Annotated in this window: 18 protein-coding genes; 7 read left to right on the forward strand and 11 right to left on the reverse strand. The window is 42.9% G+C overall.

The window, feature by feature from the left end; translation table 11 throughout:
• Positions 1-15 precede the first annotated feature (15 nt).
• From BLQ13_RS20295 to BLQ13_RS28930, 3 genes are all read right to left on the reverse strand, one after another.
• Entirely contained in the window at positions 16-1188 is a 1173-nt protein-coding gene (locus BLQ13_RS20295) for a WXG100 family type VII secretion target (protein WP_090923486.1), read from the reverse strand.
• A gap of 193 nt (positions 1189-1381) precedes the next feature.
• Positions 1382-1960 (reverse strand): DNA-binding protein, encoded by a 579-nt coding sequence (locus BLQ13_RS20300; RefSeq protein WP_244159398.1) that lies wholly within the window; start codon positions 1958-1960, stop codon positions 1382-1384.
• Positions 1957-2109, reverse strand: a complete 153-nt coding sequence (locus tag BLQ13_RS28930) for a hypothetical protein (RefSeq protein WP_244159399.1) — start codon at positions 2107-2109, stop codon at positions 1957-1959. The genes BLQ13_RS20300 and BLQ13_RS28930 overlap by 4 nt, the downstream gene beginning before the upstream one ends.
• Before the next feature lie 219 nt (positions 2110-2328).
• Here BLQ13_RS28930 and BLQ13_RS20305 point away from each other — a divergent pair, with 219 nt between their 5' ends.
• The 4 genes from BLQ13_RS20305 (at position 2329) to BLQ13_RS20320 (ending at position 4909) form a co-directional block, all read left to right on the forward strand.
• On the forward strand, positions 2329-2673 hold the full coding sequence (locus tag BLQ13_RS20305; RefSeq protein WP_090923487.1) for a helix-turn-helix domain-containing protein: 345 nt from the start codon (positions 2329-2331) through the stop codon (positions 2671-2673).
• Between the two features lie 385 nt (positions 2674-3058).
• Positions 3059-3472 carry a TIR domain-containing protein gene (locus BLQ13_RS20310; protein WP_090923488.1) on the forward strand — a complete coding sequence of 138 codons (414 nt, stop codon included), beginning with the start codon at positions 3059-3061 and terminating at the stop codon, positions 3470-3472.
• Between the two features lie 16 nt (positions 3473-3488).
• A complete protein-coding gene (locus BLQ13_RS20315) occupies positions 3489-4436 on the forward strand; it encodes a caspase family protein (protein WP_090923490.1) in 948 nt (315 codons plus the stop codon).
• Positions 4437-4456: 20 nt separating this feature from the next.
• Positions 4457-4909 carry a toll/interleukin-1 receptor domain-containing protein gene (locus tag BLQ13_RS20320; RefSeq protein WP_090923492.1) on the forward strand — a complete coding sequence of 151 codons (453 nt, stop codon included), beginning with the start codon at positions 4457-4459 and terminating at the stop codon, positions 4907-4909.
• A gap of 135 nt (positions 4910-5044) precedes the next feature.
• Here the strand turns inward: BLQ13_RS20320 and BLQ13_RS20325 are convergent, their stop codons facing one another.
• The 4 genes from BLQ13_RS20325 to BLQ13_RS20340 all read right to left on the reverse strand — a co-directional run bounded on the left by BLQ13_RS20325 (position 5045) and on the right by BLQ13_RS20340 (position 10221).
• A complete protein-coding gene (locus BLQ13_RS20325) occupies positions 5045-6130 on the reverse strand; it encodes a TIR domain-containing protein (RefSeq protein ID WP_090923494.1) in 1086 nt (361 codons plus the stop codon).
• Positions 6093-7661, reverse strand: a complete 1569-nt coding sequence (locus BLQ13_RS20330) for a TIR domain-containing protein (protein ID WP_090923496.1) — start codon at positions 7659-7661, stop codon at positions 6093-6095. The genes BLQ13_RS20325 and BLQ13_RS20330 overlap by 38 nt, the downstream gene beginning before the upstream one ends.
• 152 nt (positions 7662-7813) lie before the next feature.
• The gene (locus BLQ13_RS20335) at positions 7814-9514 is read right to left on the reverse strand and encodes a histidine kinase N-terminal 7TM domain-containing diguanylate cyclase (RefSeq protein WP_090923498.1); all 1701 of its coding nucleotides are present in this window, start codon (positions 9512-9514) and stop codon (positions 7814-7816) included.
• Positions 9515-9885: 371 nt separating this feature from the next.
• A complete protein-coding gene (locus BLQ13_RS20340; protein ID WP_090923499.1) occupies positions 9886-10221 on the reverse strand; it encodes a winged helix-turn-helix transcriptional regulator in 336 nt (111 codons plus the stop codon).
• A gap of 153 nt (positions 10222-10374) precedes the next feature.
• Between BLQ13_RS20340 and BLQ13_RS20345 the strand changes: the two genes are divergently transcribed.
• The gene (locus tag BLQ13_RS20345; RefSeq protein ID WP_090923500.1) at positions 10375-11046 is read left to right on the forward strand and encodes an NAD(P)H-dependent oxidoreductase; all 672 of its coding nucleotides are present in this window, start codon (positions 10375-10377) and stop codon (positions 11044-11046) included.
• Between the two features lie 98 nt (positions 11047-11144).
• On the opposite strand, the gene BLQ13_RS20350 is transcribed toward BLQ13_RS20345, so the two are convergent.
• Both BLQ13_RS20350 and araA read right to left on the reverse strand, forming a co-directional pair.
• Complete coding sequence (locus tag BLQ13_RS20350; protein WP_090923502.1) at positions 11145-11909, reverse strand: AAC(3) family N-acetyltransferase; 765 nt, start codon at positions 11907-11909, stop codon at positions 11145-11147.
• A 287-nt stretch (positions 11910-12196) separates the two neighbouring features.
• Positions 12197-13621, reverse strand: a complete 1425-nt coding sequence (gene araA / locus BLQ13_RS20355) for an L-arabinose isomerase (protein WP_090923504.1) — start codon at positions 13619-13621, stop codon at positions 12197-12199.
• A gap of 135 nt (positions 13622-13756) precedes the next feature.
• Between araA and BLQ13_RS28345 the strand changes: the two genes are divergently transcribed.
• Positions 13757-13993 carry a hypothetical protein gene (locus BLQ13_RS28345; protein ID WP_139168926.1) on the forward strand — a complete coding sequence of 79 codons (237 nt, stop codon included), beginning with the start codon at positions 13757-13759 and terminating at the stop codon, positions 13991-13993.
• A gap of 91 nt (positions 13994-14084) precedes the next feature.
• Here the strand turns inward: BLQ13_RS28345 and BLQ13_RS20360 are convergent, their stop codons facing one another.
• Both BLQ13_RS20360 and BLQ13_RS20365 read right to left on the reverse strand, forming a co-directional pair.
• Complete coding sequence (locus BLQ13_RS20360) at positions 14085-14780, reverse strand: L-ribulose-5-phosphate 4-epimerase (protein ID WP_090923505.1); 696 nt, start codon at positions 14778-14780, stop codon at positions 14085-14087.
• A gap of 2 nt (positions 14781-14782) precedes the next feature.
• Positions 14783-16450 (reverse strand): xylulokinase, encoded by a 1668-nt coding sequence (locus tag BLQ13_RS20365; RefSeq protein ID WP_244159403.1) that lies wholly within the window; start codon positions 16448-16450, stop codon positions 14783-14785.
• A 377-nt stretch (positions 16451-16827) separates the two neighbouring features.
• On the opposite strand from BLQ13_RS20365, the gene BLQ13_RS20370 reads away from it, so the two are divergent.
• Positions 16828-17919, forward strand: a complete 1092-nt coding sequence (locus tag BLQ13_RS20370; RefSeq protein WP_090923506.1) for a GntR family transcriptional regulator — start codon at positions 16828-16830, stop codon at positions 17917-17919.
• Positions 17920-17957 lie beyond the last annotated feature (38 nt).

The raw sequence follows: 17957 nt of genomic DNA on the forward strand, positions 1-17957 counted from the left end.
ATTCATCCTCCCTAGTTATAAAGGTCTTGTATCAATAACAATATCCACTTTGTATCTTTCGGCATATTCATTTAACTGTCGTAATACCCTATCATCAGGTTTACCCTCAAAATGAAAATAAGCTTTTTTCCCTGTTTCAATAGCTGCCTCTATCGTTGCTTTTGCCTGTTTTCTAAACTGTTTATCTAGGCTATTTAATGGAGGTTTAGTTTGAGCTATATACTCATCACTAACTGTATCAAATTCCCTACCTTTAGGATCATTTTTAAACTTAACTCTCGACTCACCAGCCAGCTTATCAGCTAGTTTATCAGCCGCTGCATCACCTTTTGGAACTTTAACTAATCCTCCAGAGTATTGTCCAGTATTAATAATTTCAGTTTTAGGCTTGGGTTTAGCTTCTCCTCCACCTGCATTCAATTTAGTTTTTTCCGATTTTGAATTAACCTCCGCAATATTCTTCTTCATCTTCACTACCGCCGGATTAGAGACAGGCAAGCGAAACGGGCCTTTGCGCCCAGGCATACTTCCGCGAACCATCTGAAAAGCCATTAAAACCTGACTGAACTTCAGAGAAGTCACCATCATCTGTGCATATCGATCGTTCACTGGTTCGCCTGTGAAGGGGTGAATTCGATTTTCAAAGGCTTCAATCTGCAATGCAAAAATATCTTCCCCAGGCTCCTCAGTCCCTATGGCTTGCATCCGATTAAAATCCAAATGTCCCTGATCCTTTTGATACGCCTGCAAGGCCGCCTGATCAGTAACACCATCCTCATTCACAGGCATCTGCACCATTTTACCAAACACGTTGACTTGCGCCATCCGGTAGCCTTTATCCTCCGAACCCGGATCACTCCCCGAGCTCTTTATCATAGTTGCCGCACCCACAGCACCAATAACACCACCCAGACTGCCCTTCTCGGCATCTGCCTGCTCAAACCGCGTAGCAATATCCGTTAACTCTTTCGAAGTATACAACATGCTCTCCAGTGCTTTCTGTAACACGGTACGTGACCTTGCAAAATCACCATAAAAACGCTCCTGCGTCACACCCAGCCATACAGCCTGAAGAAACATGATCTGCCGTGAGAGGTTATCCTGGATATGCTCCAACTGTTGTCTCGCCTGATCCACCTGATTCGATACGTGATGTAATTGTTCAGGGGTCACTTTGATTGTACTCATACGCTTTCTCCGCTCATTTGAAATAGGATTATCCTATGTTAGCAGAAGTATAATATGTAAAACTATCCGGCTAACATCCTGAATTTACCTATAACCCGATATCTGACACACCACTCATCGGTGCTATAGTCCTATATGCATATACCCACATCCAAGCACATCCTACCATTTTCAGTAAACCCAATAACGCCCCCTACTTTATCCCCTCCAAAAACACCCGATACTGCTCAATCTGCTCCTCCGTCGCCATTTCTCGCAACGACTCCAATACCGCTGTACACTTGATAATATGCCTCTCCATCCCCAGCCTGTCCGCTATACACATCGCCTTCAAAATAAATTCCACCGCCTCCTGCGGCCTTCCCATCCACTGTTCATATAAAGCCTTTTGGTAACAATAGTGGTACATATCATCGTTGTTTAACGAATCTATCCCCACTCCCGACCCATCAACCTTCTCCTCAAGTATCTGTATGATAAAATCAATCCGCCACCCATGCCGCACCGCGGCCTCTGTGATCACCTTCACCCCTGACAAACGTTCCTCTGGATACTCCAGCAACAGGTTCACATAGCCCTCCAGCAGTTCAACCTGCCCGGCTTCAATCTCAAGTGCATACCGATGGATTTCGGCTTTACGTTTGAACTCCTGCACAACTTGTAGCTCTGCCTCATCCAGTCCTTCCATGCACCCCAATGTTGCATACTGCCGGATACATGCTCGCGCCTGATCGATCTGACCCAGCTTCTGATAAGCCATCCCTCGCATCATATGACTCCATCCCATGTAATAAACCAATGGACGTTCCGTACAAATATGAAGTTTAGCAACACCTTGCTCCAATTTTCAAAAGCCACAGCCATATCCAGCATATCAACAATAATGTCCGGTTTGAGTGATTTCAGGATCGATGATCGCAAAAGGAAGCCTCCTTATAATATGAATAGTAGAGATAATGAAACAAAGCTATTTATGCTTTAAGGTGTAATCTTTAATTTATTCACTTTCAGAAACTCCAAAGAAGTAGTACAATAAATTAAATATAGTACTTAATCGCAGTTTTTTCAATAGATTTTACCGCCTTTAAGTCTCTGCTAAATACATCGATACTCTCCTAACCTTTAGGAGAGGTGGTTATTATGACAAAATTACGCAATTCGGTTGGAGAACGGATAAGAGCAATACGGAAAGCGAAGGGTTTGACACAACAGCAACTTGCAGAACTTTCGGGGCTCGATGATGCATACATTGGATCAGTTGAACGTGGGGAGAGAAACTTTTCAATTGACACATTAGAAAAAATTGTTAATGGATTGCATGTGCCCATTTCAGATTTGTTCCGTGTCTATAATTTTGAAAGTCAGAAGGAGATAGCCAGAATTGAAGCAATTGATGAGTTTGCTACCATAATTAGTGATCTCGACCTTAAGCAAGTAGACACTCTAAAAAAAATCATAAATGATTTAAAGGAAGCCTTTAATTAAAAGGGTAAACTCCCTTTAGTTTTTGTATTTACTACTTTTTATTTCAAATGGACCCCATTAGGGTCCATTAGATAATTGTTATACATATTTATTCTGCTATAGATGGAAAATAAAGATCTTTACCATAAGATGTTAGTATTAATATATCTTTTATCCCAATTAACTCTTGTTTATATCATGGCTTATTATTTAGGTCTTCTAAATTATAAGTAATAAATTGCTCCAGGTTCTCTAACTTAACTATTTAGTTGTTGTTGCTTTAAAGATAAATCTTTTATATCCCAGATGCAGAGTGAACTATAGTGTCTACATAGTTTTTTGGGAATACAAATAATAGGATTTTAGTAACTCACTGATAAATATCTAAATTATAATGGAGGTAAACATGACAGATCCTCGAGCATTTATTAGCTTTGATTTCGATAATAACGAGATTGAAAAAAGGCTTTTTGTAGGACAAAGCAAAAATTCTAAAACACCATTTAATATTCAAGATTGGTCAGCAAAATCATCAATGCCTCAGTCACAGTGGGAGAGAATAGTTCGAGAAAAAATTAATAAGTGTAATATTCTTATTGTGCTTGTAGGCAAAAATATGTCCAGTGCTATTGGGGTTAAAAAAGAAATTCTAATGGCAAAAGAACAGAACGTTCCCATCTTCGGCGTATATGTAGGAGGGGCGAACTTGCAAAATATTTTACCTAATGGTCTTCAAAGAAATCGTACAATCGACTGGGATTGGGTAAAAATCACTTCTGCAATTATCCAAGTAATGAATGAAGGAAAGAATATCAAATAAGAAAGTTGTGTGTAAAATGAAAAGAGCTCTCATAGTTGGAATAAATGATTATTCCAACTCACCATTATATGGATGTGTCAATGATGCAAACAAAATTGAAAAGGTACTTGCTAGAAATCAAGATGGTTCCCCTAACTTTGAATGTAAAAAACTAATCGCTCAACCTCATAATATTACTAGATCAGTTCTGAAGCAGCATGTAACTGAATTGTTCTCCAGTGAAGCAGACACTGCACTATTTTATTTCTCTGGTCATGGCTTTCTAAACAATTTAGGAGGATTTTTGGTAACACAAGATCATGATAAATACGATGAAGGGGTCCAAATGGAGAATATCCTCTCTCTTGCCAACGAATCTAAAGTAAGAGAAGTTATTATTATCTTAGACTGTTGCCATAGTGGTGCTTTAGGGGAAGTAGGGATGATTAAAACGGACCATGCCGTTCTAAGAGAAGGGGTTACGGTTTTAACTGCTAGTAGAGCAGCTCAGGTCTCTATGGAGATTAACGGGACTGGTGTTTTCACTTCATTAATATGTGATGCTCTTGAAGGTGGAGCAGCAGATGTAATAGGGAATGTTACAATTCCTTCCATATACGCTTATGTCGATCAAGCTTTAGGAGCCTGGGATCAACGCCCTTTGATAAAGTCACATGTTTCTAGACTATATCCTCTGAGAAAGTGTAACCCTGTCATTCCATTATCAATCTTAAGACTGTTGCCTAATTATTTTCCATTTCCTGAGTTTGAATTTCAATTAGATCCATCCTTTGAACCAACTGAGGAACCAAAAAATGAGGAAAATGAAGAAATTCTTTCACACCTACAAAAATTCAGAGCAGCAAGATTGGTTACACCTATAGGAGAAGAACACATGTACTTTGCAGCAATAAACTCTAAATCATGTAAACTTACTCCTTTAGGACAATTCTACCGAAAGCTTTCAGTCGATGGTAAGATATAAAACTGTTAGAGGGGCAGAAAATGAGAATATTTATATCACATAAAGATGCAGACACAAAAACAGCTTTACAAATAAGTGATTATCTCAGAATTAGAAGCATTCCATGCTATTTAGATGTACTGGATAATAACTTAGAAAAGGGTACTGAAACACTTACAAATCATCTTAAACACGAATTAAATAAATGTTCTCATTTACTTACAATCTTATCTGAGAACACAAAAAAGTCTTGGTGGGTTCCATTCGAAATCGGCATGGCCTCACAAAGAGATCTTCCAATTGTAAATTTTCTATTAGAAGGAATTCAACTGCCAGAATATCTCGACTACTGGCCTCGTTTAAAACGACTTTCTGATCTAGATAAATACATACTTGCCCTTCAAAAGCCTAAACAAGAGTTAGAAAAATCATTTAGTACCGTTAATGAGTCATACTCTAGCGAGTTCTATAAATACTTGAAATCTCTATTATAAAAAGGACTAGTTATATTTATAGTTATACAGAAGAGCCTTTCACAAGGGCTCCTTTGTGTAGTTTTAAGCCATTTATATGTAAGTCTATACTCAACTGAAAACATCACCCGTTTTTCTAAGGTATAAGGTAGAGTTCTACCTTATACCTTTGTCTAAGTATGCAGGCTTTTTAATACCATATTTCTGACAAAAATCATCCAAGTATAATGCTGTTTTGAAATACTCTTTGACTTTTATAGTAGTACAGAAAATCATGTCCCCTTCATAACTCTTATTCTTAACCGCATCTACAAGTTCTTCCTTAGATAATCCACAAACTGTACCTGCCTCGTGATCTTGCAATATTTCGTCTACTTTCTTTAATCGAAAGTTTTGTACTAAGCCATAAAGATGTACCTCATTATTTTCATCTAAAACAAAAGCAACTTCCCCAACTTTAGGATCTTTGCTAGGTTTAGATACAATGTGTTCATAAATAATTTTCTCAGTTACTTGTTCCTTTACATTTTCTACCCAATTGTTTAAATTTGTATTGACTCTCAAGCACCTTCCAAATCTTTTTGTACTAAACCCTTTATTTTTAATTTTCATACTATCACTAGGTTCAGTTCCCTTACCTTCTAAATCAAAGTTTCCAGACGAATGCCAGTCTGTCCCGTCAATATCAATCTCACACCCTGATGTTTTTAATCTATTTGCTAATGCTTGTCGCTTTTCTATACCGTTATTTAACTTAATCACACTAACACCTGCTAGATCACTAACAGGTCTAAGCTTACCAATCTCTACAATAATAGTCCTATCAGGATGAAGACCAAGAGCAATACCAGTCTCAAGAATTACGTTCTGCCTTGCTTGGGGTGTAATTACTGTTTCGTTTATAGCGTCACCATCTTGATGAAATTCCTCTTTTAATCTTCCTTCATCATCAGGCGTATGTAAAGCGACTACTGACTGTACATTGTTAAATGCAGCTTGCAATATTTCTCCCACATGCGGAGAGCCTTTCCCAGTCCATTCTATTGCTTTTGTCCATTCGATAGGTTTTAAACCAATCGATCTTAAAAAGGAAAACAACTCTTTACGAATCATCTCATTCCTTCCATGAATAACAAACACGTTGTTGTTTTTCAAAGTATTCACACCCTTGATTGTATTTACAATATTGTTTTTCTCATAATTATCAAAAAAGAAATAATTGTTCGCATTCCATTCCATCATCTTTCTTAAATTGACTCTTTTGTCTCAATTTTTTTTCTATATTGCTAGAATTTCTGAAATCAGACAACTTTTTCAAAAGTGTATCAGTAATATATGATATTTGTGAATCAAACTCGTCAGCTCTTTTAAATTCAATGCCACCAACTTCAGTTGAAATATCAAACAATTCATTAGGAGCATTATCGAACCAAATAGGTATGACACTACCTTCACCAAAACGCTCTTTAAATTGTTGAGATTCAAATTTAGTCCATATTCGTTTTGGATATTCAAGGCTAAGTAGTACGATAACAAACTGTGCCTCGCTTCTATAAATTGGCCCTAGATAATCTTCAACGTTTTCAGCCAGTATCCTATGTTGTTCATTTTTATCGTAAAATACTGATACTTCCTCTTCTGATAATTTCCTAAATACAGCTTCAGCAACATCTCGGTCACTTCCTGCAAATGATAGAGCAAAATCATAAGTCGATTTAAAGTTAATAGTCTTATAGCCTACTTGCATCACAAACTTTTTCCATTGAATATTCCTTATATAATAAACAAACTTAGGATCCTCAACACTCACAACACTAGTATTAGAATCATAATGAAGACATTCCGAAAATATCTCTGCATTATCTCCATTAAGAAAGCTTTGTAAGTAACCTTTCTCCATGACAGTATTCACACTACTTCTATGCTGGGGAAAATCTCTTACAGCTTGATTTAAATCTAGTGCCCATTCATTACTTATAGCAAGCCAATAGAGTATATGAAGGTAAGGTGCACGTCCATCTTTTCTAAGTTTTGGTCCTGTCGCAAAATTACGAGCTGTTTCATAAAACGCTCTACCTAACTCATCAAAAACTTTTTGTTTTATAACTTCGAGACTTGTGGTCATTGCCGTTTCGTTTTCTTTTGCTTCAAGAATATCTCCATGCATACATAATTCCTTACATAACATTTGGGCTATATGGAAGCTTCCTTGAGCTTCTCTAGCTATGTCATTTTTAGTATTAATATGAATGTTTAGAGCCTTTTCACCTTTTTCTATGAGCTCTAGAACTTTTTCTTCTGGGTTCGATTCGAATCTTATTGTATCAATCCTATTGTTTAAATCTTTAGCAAATTTAATCAATGAATCCCCAGCTTTATTGATACCTACTATTACTATCTTGGTTCTCAAAGACTCCTCATCCGCTAGAGTTTTCATATAATCTGCAATAATTCTTTTTATCTCTGATCCGAGCCGATGAAAATCATCAATAATTATTATCCCTTCTGGCTCGACCATAGGAATTTTTTTTATTGTCATAATATCTTTAGCTTTTCTAGCTGTTAACTTCGTAACCAAAGCATTGTTTCCAATTTCTTCAAGCCCTTTGGTTATACTCGACGTTTTCCCTATTCCAGAGGGACCCTCAACCACTAAACCTTTACCTTTAGTACGTAGGGAAACCACTAACTTAGGGAACTCAATTGGTTTAACAAAGGTGAATGTTGGGACTCCAGAGTCTTTGAAAACTTCTTCTAAATAAGGGAGTGGCATTATTTTCACCTCATCTTTAGTAATATGCATTTATCATATAACAATATCTAAAACCACACAAATTAGATAAAGTAATCTTATAAATACTATAATCTCCTACTGTATCTATAAGGAATGAACACTTTCGTCATAACTACAAGGCTCCTTCGCTTTCACACCACACCCCGCGCCAACACCCCATACTCCACCCGGTTCCGGCCCTTTTGCTTCGCCTGATACAGCGCCTTGTCCACTGCATCAAATAGCTGAATTAAATAGCGTTCGCCATCTTCCGGCACGTCCTCGTCCTCATATGCAAAATCATCAATCGATAGAATACCCACGCTAATGGTAATTGCTATTTCCCCCATCCCGTAATTCAATGAAATACGATTGGATTCCACGGCCTGTCTTACACGCTCTGCAATATCAATCGCTAGATCATGCTCGGTATGCGGCAGGTAGATCATGAATTCCTCTCCGCCATAGCGAGTCAGAATATCGGTACTGCGCACAGATTGCCGAAGCGCCTCTGCCGTGCGCACCAGTACTTCATCTCCAACCACATGACCATAGTGGTCATTAATGGCTTTGAAGTGGTCGATATCGAGCAGCATGAGGGAAAACGGCATTTTATATTGAAGGTTCGTGAGTACTTCATGATTCAGATGTTGCGTCAGGTAACGGCGGTTAAAACACTGCGTCAGACTGTCCGTCAGCACCAGCTCTTCCAGCTTGCGGTTGGCATCGGATAACTCCTGACCAATCAGATCCAGTGCCTCATTGCGCTCTTGTAGCGTCTTGTACTGCTGGTTCATCGTTTTAGCATAGAAGCGCTCCTGCGAGACATCCTGGAACGTCAGCAGGTGCCCTAGCGGTGCAAGCGCCGAGTCCACAATCGGAGAAGATTGCAGAATATAGTGGCAGAGCTGGCCGTCTTTCTCCACGATCACTTCGATCTGGCAAAGCTCCATTTTTTTCAAACGGTACTTGTTCAGAAACTTCCGGGCATTTCCTTCCACAGATACCCCGGCGAGGAATACTCCCATGTCCCAGGTATCCCCCACATGGTGTTCTACAAAAGCACGAGAGGCTTTATTGGCCTCCACGATGACTTCATTCTCATCCAGCACCATTATGCCATACGGAATCGTATTAATGACGTCCTCATGGGCGATGGAGACCAGATTGAACACGTTGTACCTTTTGATTACATAGACGAAGAATAGGTCGGATAAGAAGATACCCAGCGAGGTCAGGCCCGGAATAATCGGCAACCAACGGCTCAGTAACACATTGAGGACCGCATCCAGCGTTGCAAACATGGCTAATACGAAAATACCCCAAAGGGTGATTTTGACCTGCTTTTTAATCATGGCCGGTGTCTTGGAGGAAAATACCGCACGAAACATAATGACGAGAGAAGTCACGAAATAGCTCACCAAAATGAACATGACCACCCAGAACCACGGGCCATAGGCACGCTCGATATAACCGCCCTCAAGAGGCATGACAAAATCATGCCACGGGTTCGCAACGACCCCAATCGCTCCGATCACAGCAGGTACAAACAACATCACCAGCCGTCTTTGGCTTAATCGTTCCGCATAACCGGTAATAAATAACGTCAGCAGCAGCCACCCGCTCCCTAGCAGCGACACCGCTACAAAGGACAACAAAACATAGAATAATTGCAGGCCCGGATCATCGGTGAGCGTACTCGCAAATTGACAGAAAGGCCACATCATCATCAAACCGTGAAACAAAAAATACACCTTATGTAAATTGGTAATTCTAACGGTAGCAAACACATACACGCCCACACCAAACAATAGCACAAATAACGAAAGATCATACCACACTAATGGGTTCACAAATCTTCTCCTTCTTGGAAGTGACACTGTTCCATAGTTATCAGGGAAACTCTGATAAGTTGATATACTTTTGAATTTTAGTACTACTCTACTTCTGTAATTTTGTTGTTTATGATATTTCTAAAAGCACTTATATGGGATGTGTGCTTCAGATTTTGCACTTCTTCAAAACTCCTATTTCGCGCTGGTTAAATTACCCATATCGTACCACACCCCTGATACGCTGAGTAGCCCATTCACTGGAAGTCAGCCCAACCTCTGATTGAAATCGCATTCATTTTTTGCACTTTTGTGAACGTTTATGAAGGTTGTAAGCAAAAAACGCCCAGCTTTCAACTGAGCGTCTTCCAGCCGGTAGCGGGATACGTAATCTATTCGGTTAAGTTAACTTCCTTGTATTCCTCACTCCAGACCATAATGGAATCGAGAACAGGCTTTAGTTTATGTCCGATATCGCTTAATGAATATTCAACTTTAGGGGGGATTTGAGAATACACGTGACGAACAACAATTCCGTGTTTCTCCAGAGCGCGGAGTTGCTTGGTTAGAGTCGCATGTGTTATGTCTGGAAACAACCGCTGAATTTCATTAAATCGCATTGTTTTCTCACTCAAAAACAAAATAATCAGCATCGACCACTTGCCCGACAATACCCTTTGAGCACTTGTAATTCCGCATTCTTCCAACATCTCATTGGTATAGTTCATCCTGATTTCCTCCAGTATCTATTCGCATACTAACGCTACAACAAGAGCGTAGAAACCCACCTGAACCTGTTCTATGATATGAATTGCACGATACAATCGTATCATAAGTACCCTTTTGGAACATTAAAATAATACTCAGAGGAGGACAATAAAATGAGTACACTTTTACCAAATTGCAAAGAACATGTGCTATCCGCTTTTCATTATAGACACGCGACCAAGAGGTTTGATTCCACCAAGAACATATCCGAAGAGGATTTCAACTATATTCTGGAGACGGGAAGATTATCACCTAGTTCAATCGGATTAGAGCCGTGGAGATTTGTTGTTGTGCAAAATCCAGCTTTAAGAGACAAACTGAAAGCTGTCTCACCCGGAGCCCGAGGTCAACTCGACACGGCGAGTCATTTCGTGGTCATCCTTGCTCGCACAAACGTAAAATATGATTCCAAATACGTCACCGAACAGATGAGGAATGTGCAAAACAGGCCTGAAGAGGTCGTTACGTTGGTCTCCGGCGCGTTAAAAGAGTTTCAGGAAGTAAGTGGAATGCTGAAAGATGAGCGTTTAATGTACGAATGGTCTGCCAAACAGACGTATATCGCTATGGGCAACATGATGACTGCCGCTGCATTAGCCGAAATTGATTCTTGCCCGATTGAAGGATTCGACTATGCAGCAGTAGACCAAATTTTAAATGAAGAAGGTTTGTTAGAAGAAGGAAACTTTAAAACATCCGTTATGGTTGCTTTTGGATATCGAAATGAAGAACCTAAACGGGAAAAAACAAGAAGCCCTATAGACCAATTGGTGAGATGGGCATAAAGAGATCTTCTTTGGATCAAGCCTGATGGCAATAACGGAGGTAGACAACTTACCTTCTAATGAAGGAGCCGGCATAGCTCGGCCAGTCTCCTCCGTTATTACCTTTTCAATGGCTCATTGTCCGAGAACAGATCCGGATTTCCCCTCAACATCTCCGTAAGCACCTCGGTTGTTCTCTCAGCATTACAGACACTTGCGACGGCATCTCCAAAACTCCCTTTATGCATCGCGCCTGCTTGAACCAGCACCTCATCCACCTTCCAGAAGTGCTCTGACCAAGATAATCCGCAATGTCTGCGTGAAGGTACGGAAATTTTAGTTCCATCTGGCAAAACAGTATACAGCACCTCATGTTCATCGGTCATTCTGCCCGGAATGTCCACCCACTCCTCGATTCCATGAATAAACGTATTCCGCTTCAAATCCACCCCCACCAGCAGAATTGTCGCTTTGCGATCCAGAAGCTTGCTCCATGCAGAACCTCGTGCACATGGCGTATCGAAGAGATGATCGTCCTGTGTGAACTCCCGTGCGTCCTTACCTAATGCCGCTACCGAGTGTGTAGGATGCCAGGAACGGACAACGTTAGGACGTTTACGGAACAACTCCGGCAGAATGCCCACACAACAGGAAGACGTTTCCACGTGGAACAATGGATTACTTTTGTTAATGGTAGACCACGTATGCGTAGGCAAAACGAGCAAACCATCCTTCATATACTCACTCAGCGCATCCAGCACGGTATCTGCCCCGCCCTCTACCTCCCCCATACTCTTCATCGAAGAATGCATCAACAAGGTGCCGTGACGATCTATGCCTAATTCCTCTAGCTGCGCGATAAGACTGTCGTATGTATGTGTCATCTTGGAATAACCTCCTTAGGAATCGATGTGATGTATCGAAAAATAAAACAAAGAGCCGAGATAGGTTCTCGGCCTCTGTAATACACTTTTATACGGCAAGCAGATGCTCGCTTTAACGTTGAATACACTCATGAATTTGATCTCTGATACTCTGATCATACTTCAGGCATGATCGGATTACAACCGAGATTCATCCTTTGGAATTGGAATCAAGGCGTGGATTAAAGACCTTAGTGATGATTCTAAAACGATATATACCATTTATAATTCCATGTTTGTCCGTATGACTATTTAATAATCACGTACTCCAGGTTCACCAGCTTCGCATACGTTACGATCTGATCTGTCGTCAGGTTCAGGGATACCACCGTGTGGTGTCCGCCACCGTTCTCAATCCAAGCTTTAACGCCGTCTTGGAAGTTCGGTTTTACCGTCCACAATACACGAGCGACTGGCAAATTTGGTGCTGGAACCTTTGGTTCGAAGGCAGATACTTCATTGATCAGCAATTTGTAGTGTGTACCGAAGTCTGCCATAGATACGACGACACCTTCGCCAGCTTTGCCGTCAAATACGAGACGAGCCGGATCTTCACGATCGCCAATCCCCAGTGGAGACACGATGATTCTTGGTTTTGTGCTAGCAAGTGTCGGGTCAACTTCAAGCATGTGAGATTGAAGAATCGCTTCTTGGCCGGCTGCCATTTCATACGTGTAATCTTCCATGAAGCCTGTGTTTTCGTTATGTGCCATGATTTTCAGCAAACGATCCAGCGCAGCTGTTTTCCAATCCCCTTCACCCGCAAATCCGTAGCCTTGAGCCATCAGGCGTTGTACTGCCAGACCCGGAAGCTGCTTCATGCCATGCAGGTCTTCGAAGTTCGTTGTGAAGGCCGTGTAACCGCCGTTATCCAGGAACTTTTTGATCGCAATTTCATAGCTTGCTTGCACACGTACACTAGCTTCCCATGCTTCTTTGCTGTTAGTGCCATAATCGAATTCATACAGATCCGCATATTGTGTGATCAATTCATCAATTTCTTGCTCAGTTACAGCGTTCACGTACTCGACAAGGTCCCCGATGCCATAGTAGTCTACTGTCCAGCCAAACTGGATTTGAGCCTCGACTTTATCACCTTCCGTTACCCCTACGTTACGCATGTTATCGCCGAAACGAGCAACTTTGATGTTAAAGCTTTCGTTGTATGCCACCGCTACGTCCATCCAGTCTGCAACCTGCTGTTGCACTTCCGGACGCTCCCAGTAACCCACAACAATTTTATTTTGTTTTCTCAGACGGGCATTAATGAAGCCATATTCACGGTCGCCGTGTGCCGCTTGGTTCAGGTTCATGAAGTCCATGTCGATGGTTGCCCATGGAATGCTCTCGTTATATTGCGTTGCGAGGTGAAGCAATGGTTTTTGCAGCAATTTCGTACCGCGAATCCACATTTTCGCTGGAGAGAAAGTATGCATCCAAGTGATTACACCCGCTACTTCGTCGCGGTAGTTTACTTCTTTCATGATGCTGGTGATTTTATCTGCGGTTACAGCCAGATCTTGCAATACAAGCGGGTAAGGAAGTACGCCGCTAGCGTTCAGGGCATCCGTAATTTTCTGTGCATTTGCTTTAACTTCACCGAGTGCTTCTTCACCGTACAAATGTTGTGAACCGACAACGAACCAAAACTCTTTTGCTGCTGTTGCTGACATGGAATCATCCTCATTTCATTAATTTATAGTTGGATAAGATGGGTTTACACCGGGTCACTACGATTGCAGTACCATCTTTCGATCGCTGGTTATCCTCGGATTTCTTTCCATTCCCCTCTTTAAGGGGGAAATCCGATGATAAACGCGAGCGCTTCGCTTCTTCAGATTGGTTCTGCACTCTCCGTTAGTGGTGTAAAAAGGTTATTCAACTGCGGGTCGGGCTGGGTAGTTACACCAGTCACTCCGATTGCAGTACCATCTTTCGATCGCTGGTTATCATCGTATTTCTTTTCCTTCCCCTCTTTAAGGGGGAAATCCGATGATAAACGCGAGCGCTCCGCTTCTACAGCTTTCTTCTGTCTGCTCCGTTAGTGGTGTAAAAAGGTTATTCAACTTCGGGTTAGGCAGGGTAGTTACACCGAGACACGGCGATTGCAGTATCTCCGGGTCTTACATATCCAGATTACTTCTGGCCGTAGTATGCGTCCTTGCCATGTTTGCGCAGGTAGTGTTTATCCAAAATGCCTTGCGGCAGTTCTTTGGCAAAGTTGTTCAGCTGGCGGGCGTACAGGTTCATTTTGCACACTTCCTCCAGCACAACGCTGTTCACCACGGCTGACTTGGCGTCTTTGCCCCATGTGAACGGTGCATGACCATGCAGGAGCACTGCTGGGATCGCCATTACATCCAGTCCGCGTTGTTCGAACGTTTCAATGATTACACGGCCCGTCTCTGCTTCGTATCCGCGATCAATCTCATCCTGGTTCAGGAAACGTGCGCATGGCACGGCTCCGTAGAACGTATCCGCGTGAGTCGTTCCCATGACAGGTACGTCCAGACCGGCTTGCGCCCAGATCGTTGCCCATGTAGAATGCGTATGCACGATGCCGCCGATTTCCTTGTAGTGTTTGTATAGAACCGCATGCGTAGCGGTGTCCGAGGAAGGTCTCATCTCCCCTTCCACCACGTTACCGTCGAGATCGACGACAACCATGTCGCTGGCTTTCATTTTTTCATAATCAACTCCGCTTGGTTTAATGACGAACAGACCGCTTTCCCGATCAATTGCGCTCACATTGCCCCAAGTGAACTTCACCAGTCCGTGCTTCGGCAGCTCCAGGTTGGCCTCAAATACCTCTTGTTTCAGTTGCTCTAACATGTTTAGTTTCCTCCGTTCTCTACCAGATGCTCTACAGCGGCATGTTCAATGGCAAGTCCGCTCCGGTAGCGTTCGATAAATGCTTCGAATCCCTTCACATCGGCAGCTTCCGGAGCCACTTCGACCCCTTCGACATCCTTGAACACTTTTTGCTCCAGGAAAACATCCAGCGTTTCTTGCTCGCCTTTGTCCTTCAGGTACGAAGCCAGCAAAGCCATACCCCACGCGCCGCCTTCACCAGCGGTAGACATTACCGATACCGGAACGTTCATAGCCGCCGCGACGATTCGCTGACCAACTACAGGTGTCTTAAACAGACCACCATGTGCCAAAATGCTGTCGATCGCCACCTGCTCCTTCTCGGTCAGGATGTCCATACCCAGCTTAAGCGCGCCAAAGGCGCTGAACAGATGGGTGCGCATGAAATTCGCCAGGTTAAACTTGCTTTCCGGAGAGCGCACGAACAATGGGCGTCCATGCTCCAGTCCTGTAATATTTTCACCGGAGTAGTACCCGTAGCTAAGCAATCCGCCCCCATCCGGGTCGGCTTCAAGCGCCTTGTTAAACAACACGCTGAACAGCTTGCCGGAATCGGCCTCGATGCCCATCGCCTCTGCGAACTCGCGGAACAAACCGATCCATGCGTTCAGATCACTGGAGCAGTTGTTGGCATGTACCATGCCGACCGGACTGCCATCTGGCGTAGTCACCATATCAATCTCGGGATACACGCTGGACAATTCCTTCTCCAGAACGATCATCGCAAAGACTGACGTGCCCACCGAAATATTGCCCGTTCGTTTGCGCACACTGTTGGTCGCGACCATACCTGTTCCTGCATCACCCTCCGGTGCACACAGTGGAATACCCGCTGCCAGTTTTCCTGAAGGATCAAGCAGCTTCGCCCCAGCTTCCGTCAATGCACCTGCATGCTCTCCGGCGAGGTACACTTTAGGGAGCAAATCTTCAACCTTCCACGGATAACCTTTGCCAGCAATGTGCTCATTGAACTGGTTGATCATTGCGGGATGGTAATTATGCGTTGTCTCGTCAATCGGGAACATACCCGATGCATCGCCGATCCCAATCGCCTTATTGCCAGTCAACAACCAGTGGATGTAACCCGCCAGTGTGGTCAGGTAATCAATCTGAGGCACATGTTGCTCTCCGTTCAAAATAGCCTGATACAGATGGGCAATGCTCCAGCGTTCAGGGATGTTGAATTGCAACAGTTCTGTCAGCTCGCGTGCAGCCGCACCTGTCGTTGAGTTACGCCACGTACGGAACGGTACGAGCATTTCCCCCGCCTGATCCAGCGCGATATATCCGTGCATCATGGCAGAGAAGCCGATTGAACCTACAGTCGTCAGCGGTACACCATACTTCTGCTCTACATCCTGCTTCAATTCGCGGTACGCTGTCTGCAAACCCGTGATGATATCCTCCTGATTGTACGTCCAATAGCCGTCTTTCAGCAGGTTCTCCCATTCATAACTGCCAGAGGCAATCGTCTCAAAATGCTCATCAATCAATACCGCTTTAATGCGCGTTGATCCAAGCTCAATCCCAAGTGAGGTTGCTCCCTTGGCAATAGCTTCTTTCACATCCACATGACTCGTCACTTCCGCATATCCCCTCTCTGCTCGCCATCTACGTCCGTGGAATGGCATGTATTCCAACTGCACCCTCGTAAGATGCAATCCACCACCTACGTTCGTGGCTATAATCTATTTCAGCATTCCAAGAATGCGCTTTCCTGTACTGACAGCCTTAGTATATTTTTTGTACGTACATTTGTCAATGAGATAACGAAGTTATACTCACAAAGGACTGTTTTTGTAAAATATTCAATTGCATCAACGCATTTTAATTTATTTCCCCTATAGAAATGTAAGGTTTAATTCGACAAAATTGTAGCCAGTTGTACGGAACATTTATAAAAATGTACGGTTTCTCTTGCAAGTAAAGTGAATCATGCTAGAATATGTACGTACAACTTGAGCCATATTGATACAATATAGACGTTACAACGAAAGAAGTGGACGAATTGAAACCTAAATACCAAGTGATTATTGATGATATAAAGAGCCATATCCTGTCCGGGACTTACAGCATCGGCGAGCAGATTCCTACTGAATCAGCCTTGCAGGAGAGTTATAACGTGAGCCGTCAGACCGTTCGCAAGGCCATTTTGGAGTTGTCTAACGAAGGTTTTTTACGCAGCGAAAAGGGTTCGGGCACCTATGTCAGCAATCAGTACCGATCGCGAGCAGGTGGCAACACTTCCAAGAAGACGATCGGGGTCATTACCACCTATATCTCGGACTATATTTTCCCTTCCATTATTCGCGGTATCGAGCGTCGTCTGAATGAGGACAACTACTCGCTTCTGCTCGCCAGTACGAATAATGATGTAGCACAAGAGAAAAAGGCACTTGAGATGATGTTATCTTACGGCGTAGATGGTCTGATTGTTGAACCGACGAAAAGCAATCTGTACAACCCGAATATTGCGTACTATCTGTCTTTTAAGGAGCAAGATGTGCCGTTTGCGATGATCAATGCATTTTATGAGGAGTTAGAGGTCCCCTTTTTCTGTCTGGATGATGTACAGTCCAGTTATCTCGCCACTAAGGAGCTAATCTCCAAAGGCCACACCCAGATCGGGATTATTGCCAAAATGGATGATCTGCAGGGCAAGTACCGGATGAAGGGATACATCAAGGCACTAGGGGAAGCAAAACTGAGGTTCCACCCCGAGCATGTGCTCTCGTTTGATACCGCATCAAAAACAGATCTGTCCGCAAACGTGACAGCATATCTGCAAGAAAATCGGGAAGCACTCACCGCAATTGTTTGTTATAACGATGAAGTTGGGCTGGAAGTGGTACACGCTTGCCGCCAGCTCGGTATTTCGATCCCGGATGAGCTGTCCATTATTGGACAGGACAATTCGTACATCGCCAAAAATGCAAACATCAGGCTCACCACACTCACTCATCCCCAAGAGCAGATGGGTCGTGATGCTGCCGATTGGGTTATCCGCAAGCTTCAGGGGAAGAAAGACCTCCCTACTCAAACCTACTATCAGCCTGAGCTGGTGGAAGGCGAGACGGTGAAGGAGATGGAGATTGAATAAACATCCTCATGCGCATTCATATTTTTCTCACATTCTAG

Origin of the sequence: Paenibacillus polysaccharolyticus (assembly GCF_900102085.1) — a bacterium.
In the GTDB taxonomy this organism is placed as follows: Bacteria; Bacillota; Bacilli; order Paenibacillales; family Paenibacillaceae; genus Paenibacillus; species Paenibacillus polysaccharolyticus.

What these genes read in the sequence shown, in the direction of transcription:
- BLQ13_RS20295 (WP_090923486.1), bottom strand. Translation starts at nt 1,188, where the DNA reads ATGAGTACAATCAAAGTGACCCCTGAACAATTACATCACGTATCGAAT.
- BLQ13_RS20300 (WP_244159398.1), bottom strand. Translation starts at nt 1,960, where the DNA reads ATGATGCGAGGGATGGCTTATCAGAAGCTGGGTCAGATCGATCAGGCG.
- BLQ13_RS20305 (WP_090923487.1), top strand. Translation starts at nt 2,329, where the DNA reads ATGACAAAATTACGCAATTCGGTTGGAGAACGGATAAGAGCAATACGG.
- BLQ13_RS20310 (WP_090923488.1), top strand. Translation starts at nt 3,059, where the DNA reads ATGACAGATCCTCGAGCATTTATTAGCTTTGATTTCGATAATAACGAG.
- BLQ13_RS20315 (WP_090923490.1), top strand. Translation starts at nt 3,489, where the DNA reads ATGAAAAGAGCTCTCATAGTTGGAATAAATGATTATTCCAACTCACCA.
- BLQ13_RS20320 (WP_090923492.1), top strand. Translation starts at nt 4,457, where the DNA reads ATGAGAATATTTATATCACATAAAGATGCAGACACAAAAACAGCTTTA.
- BLQ13_RS20325 (WP_090923494.1), bottom strand. Translation starts at nt 6,130, where the DNA reads ATGATGGAATGGAATGCGAACAATTATTTCTTTTTTGATAATTATGAG.
- BLQ13_RS20330 (WP_090923496.1), bottom strand. Translation starts at nt 7,661, where the DNA reads ATGCCACTCCCTTATTTAGAAGAAGTTTTCAAAGACTCTGGAGTCCCA.
- BLQ13_RS20340 (WP_090923499.1), bottom strand. Translation starts at nt 10,221, where the DNA reads ATGAACTATACCAATGAGATGTTGGAAGAATGCGGAATTACAAGTGCT.
- BLQ13_RS20345 (WP_090923500.1), top strand. Translation starts at nt 10,375, where the DNA reads ATGAGTACACTTTTACCAAATTGCAAAGAACATGTGCTATCCGCTTTT.
- BLQ13_RS20350 (WP_090923502.1), bottom strand. Translation starts at nt 11,909, where the DNA reads ATGACACATACATACGACAGTCTTATCGCGCAGCTAGAGGAATTAGGC.
- araA (WP_090923504.1), bottom strand. Translation starts at nt 13,621, where the DNA reads ATGTCAGCAACAGCAGCAAAAGAGTTTTGGTTCGTTGTCGGTTCACAA.
- BLQ13_RS28345 (WP_139168926.1), top strand. Translation starts at nt 13,757, where the DNA reads ATGATAAACGCGAGCGCTTCGCTTCTTCAGATTGGTTCTGCACTCTCC.
- BLQ13_RS20360 (WP_090923505.1), bottom strand. Translation starts at nt 14,780, where the DNA reads ATGTTAGAGCAACTGAAACAAGAGGTATTTGAGGCCAACCTGGAGCTG.
- BLQ13_RS20365 (WP_244159403.1), bottom strand. Translation starts at nt 16,450, where the DNA reads ATGCCATTCCACGGACGTAGATGGCGAGCAGAGAGGGGATATGCGGAA.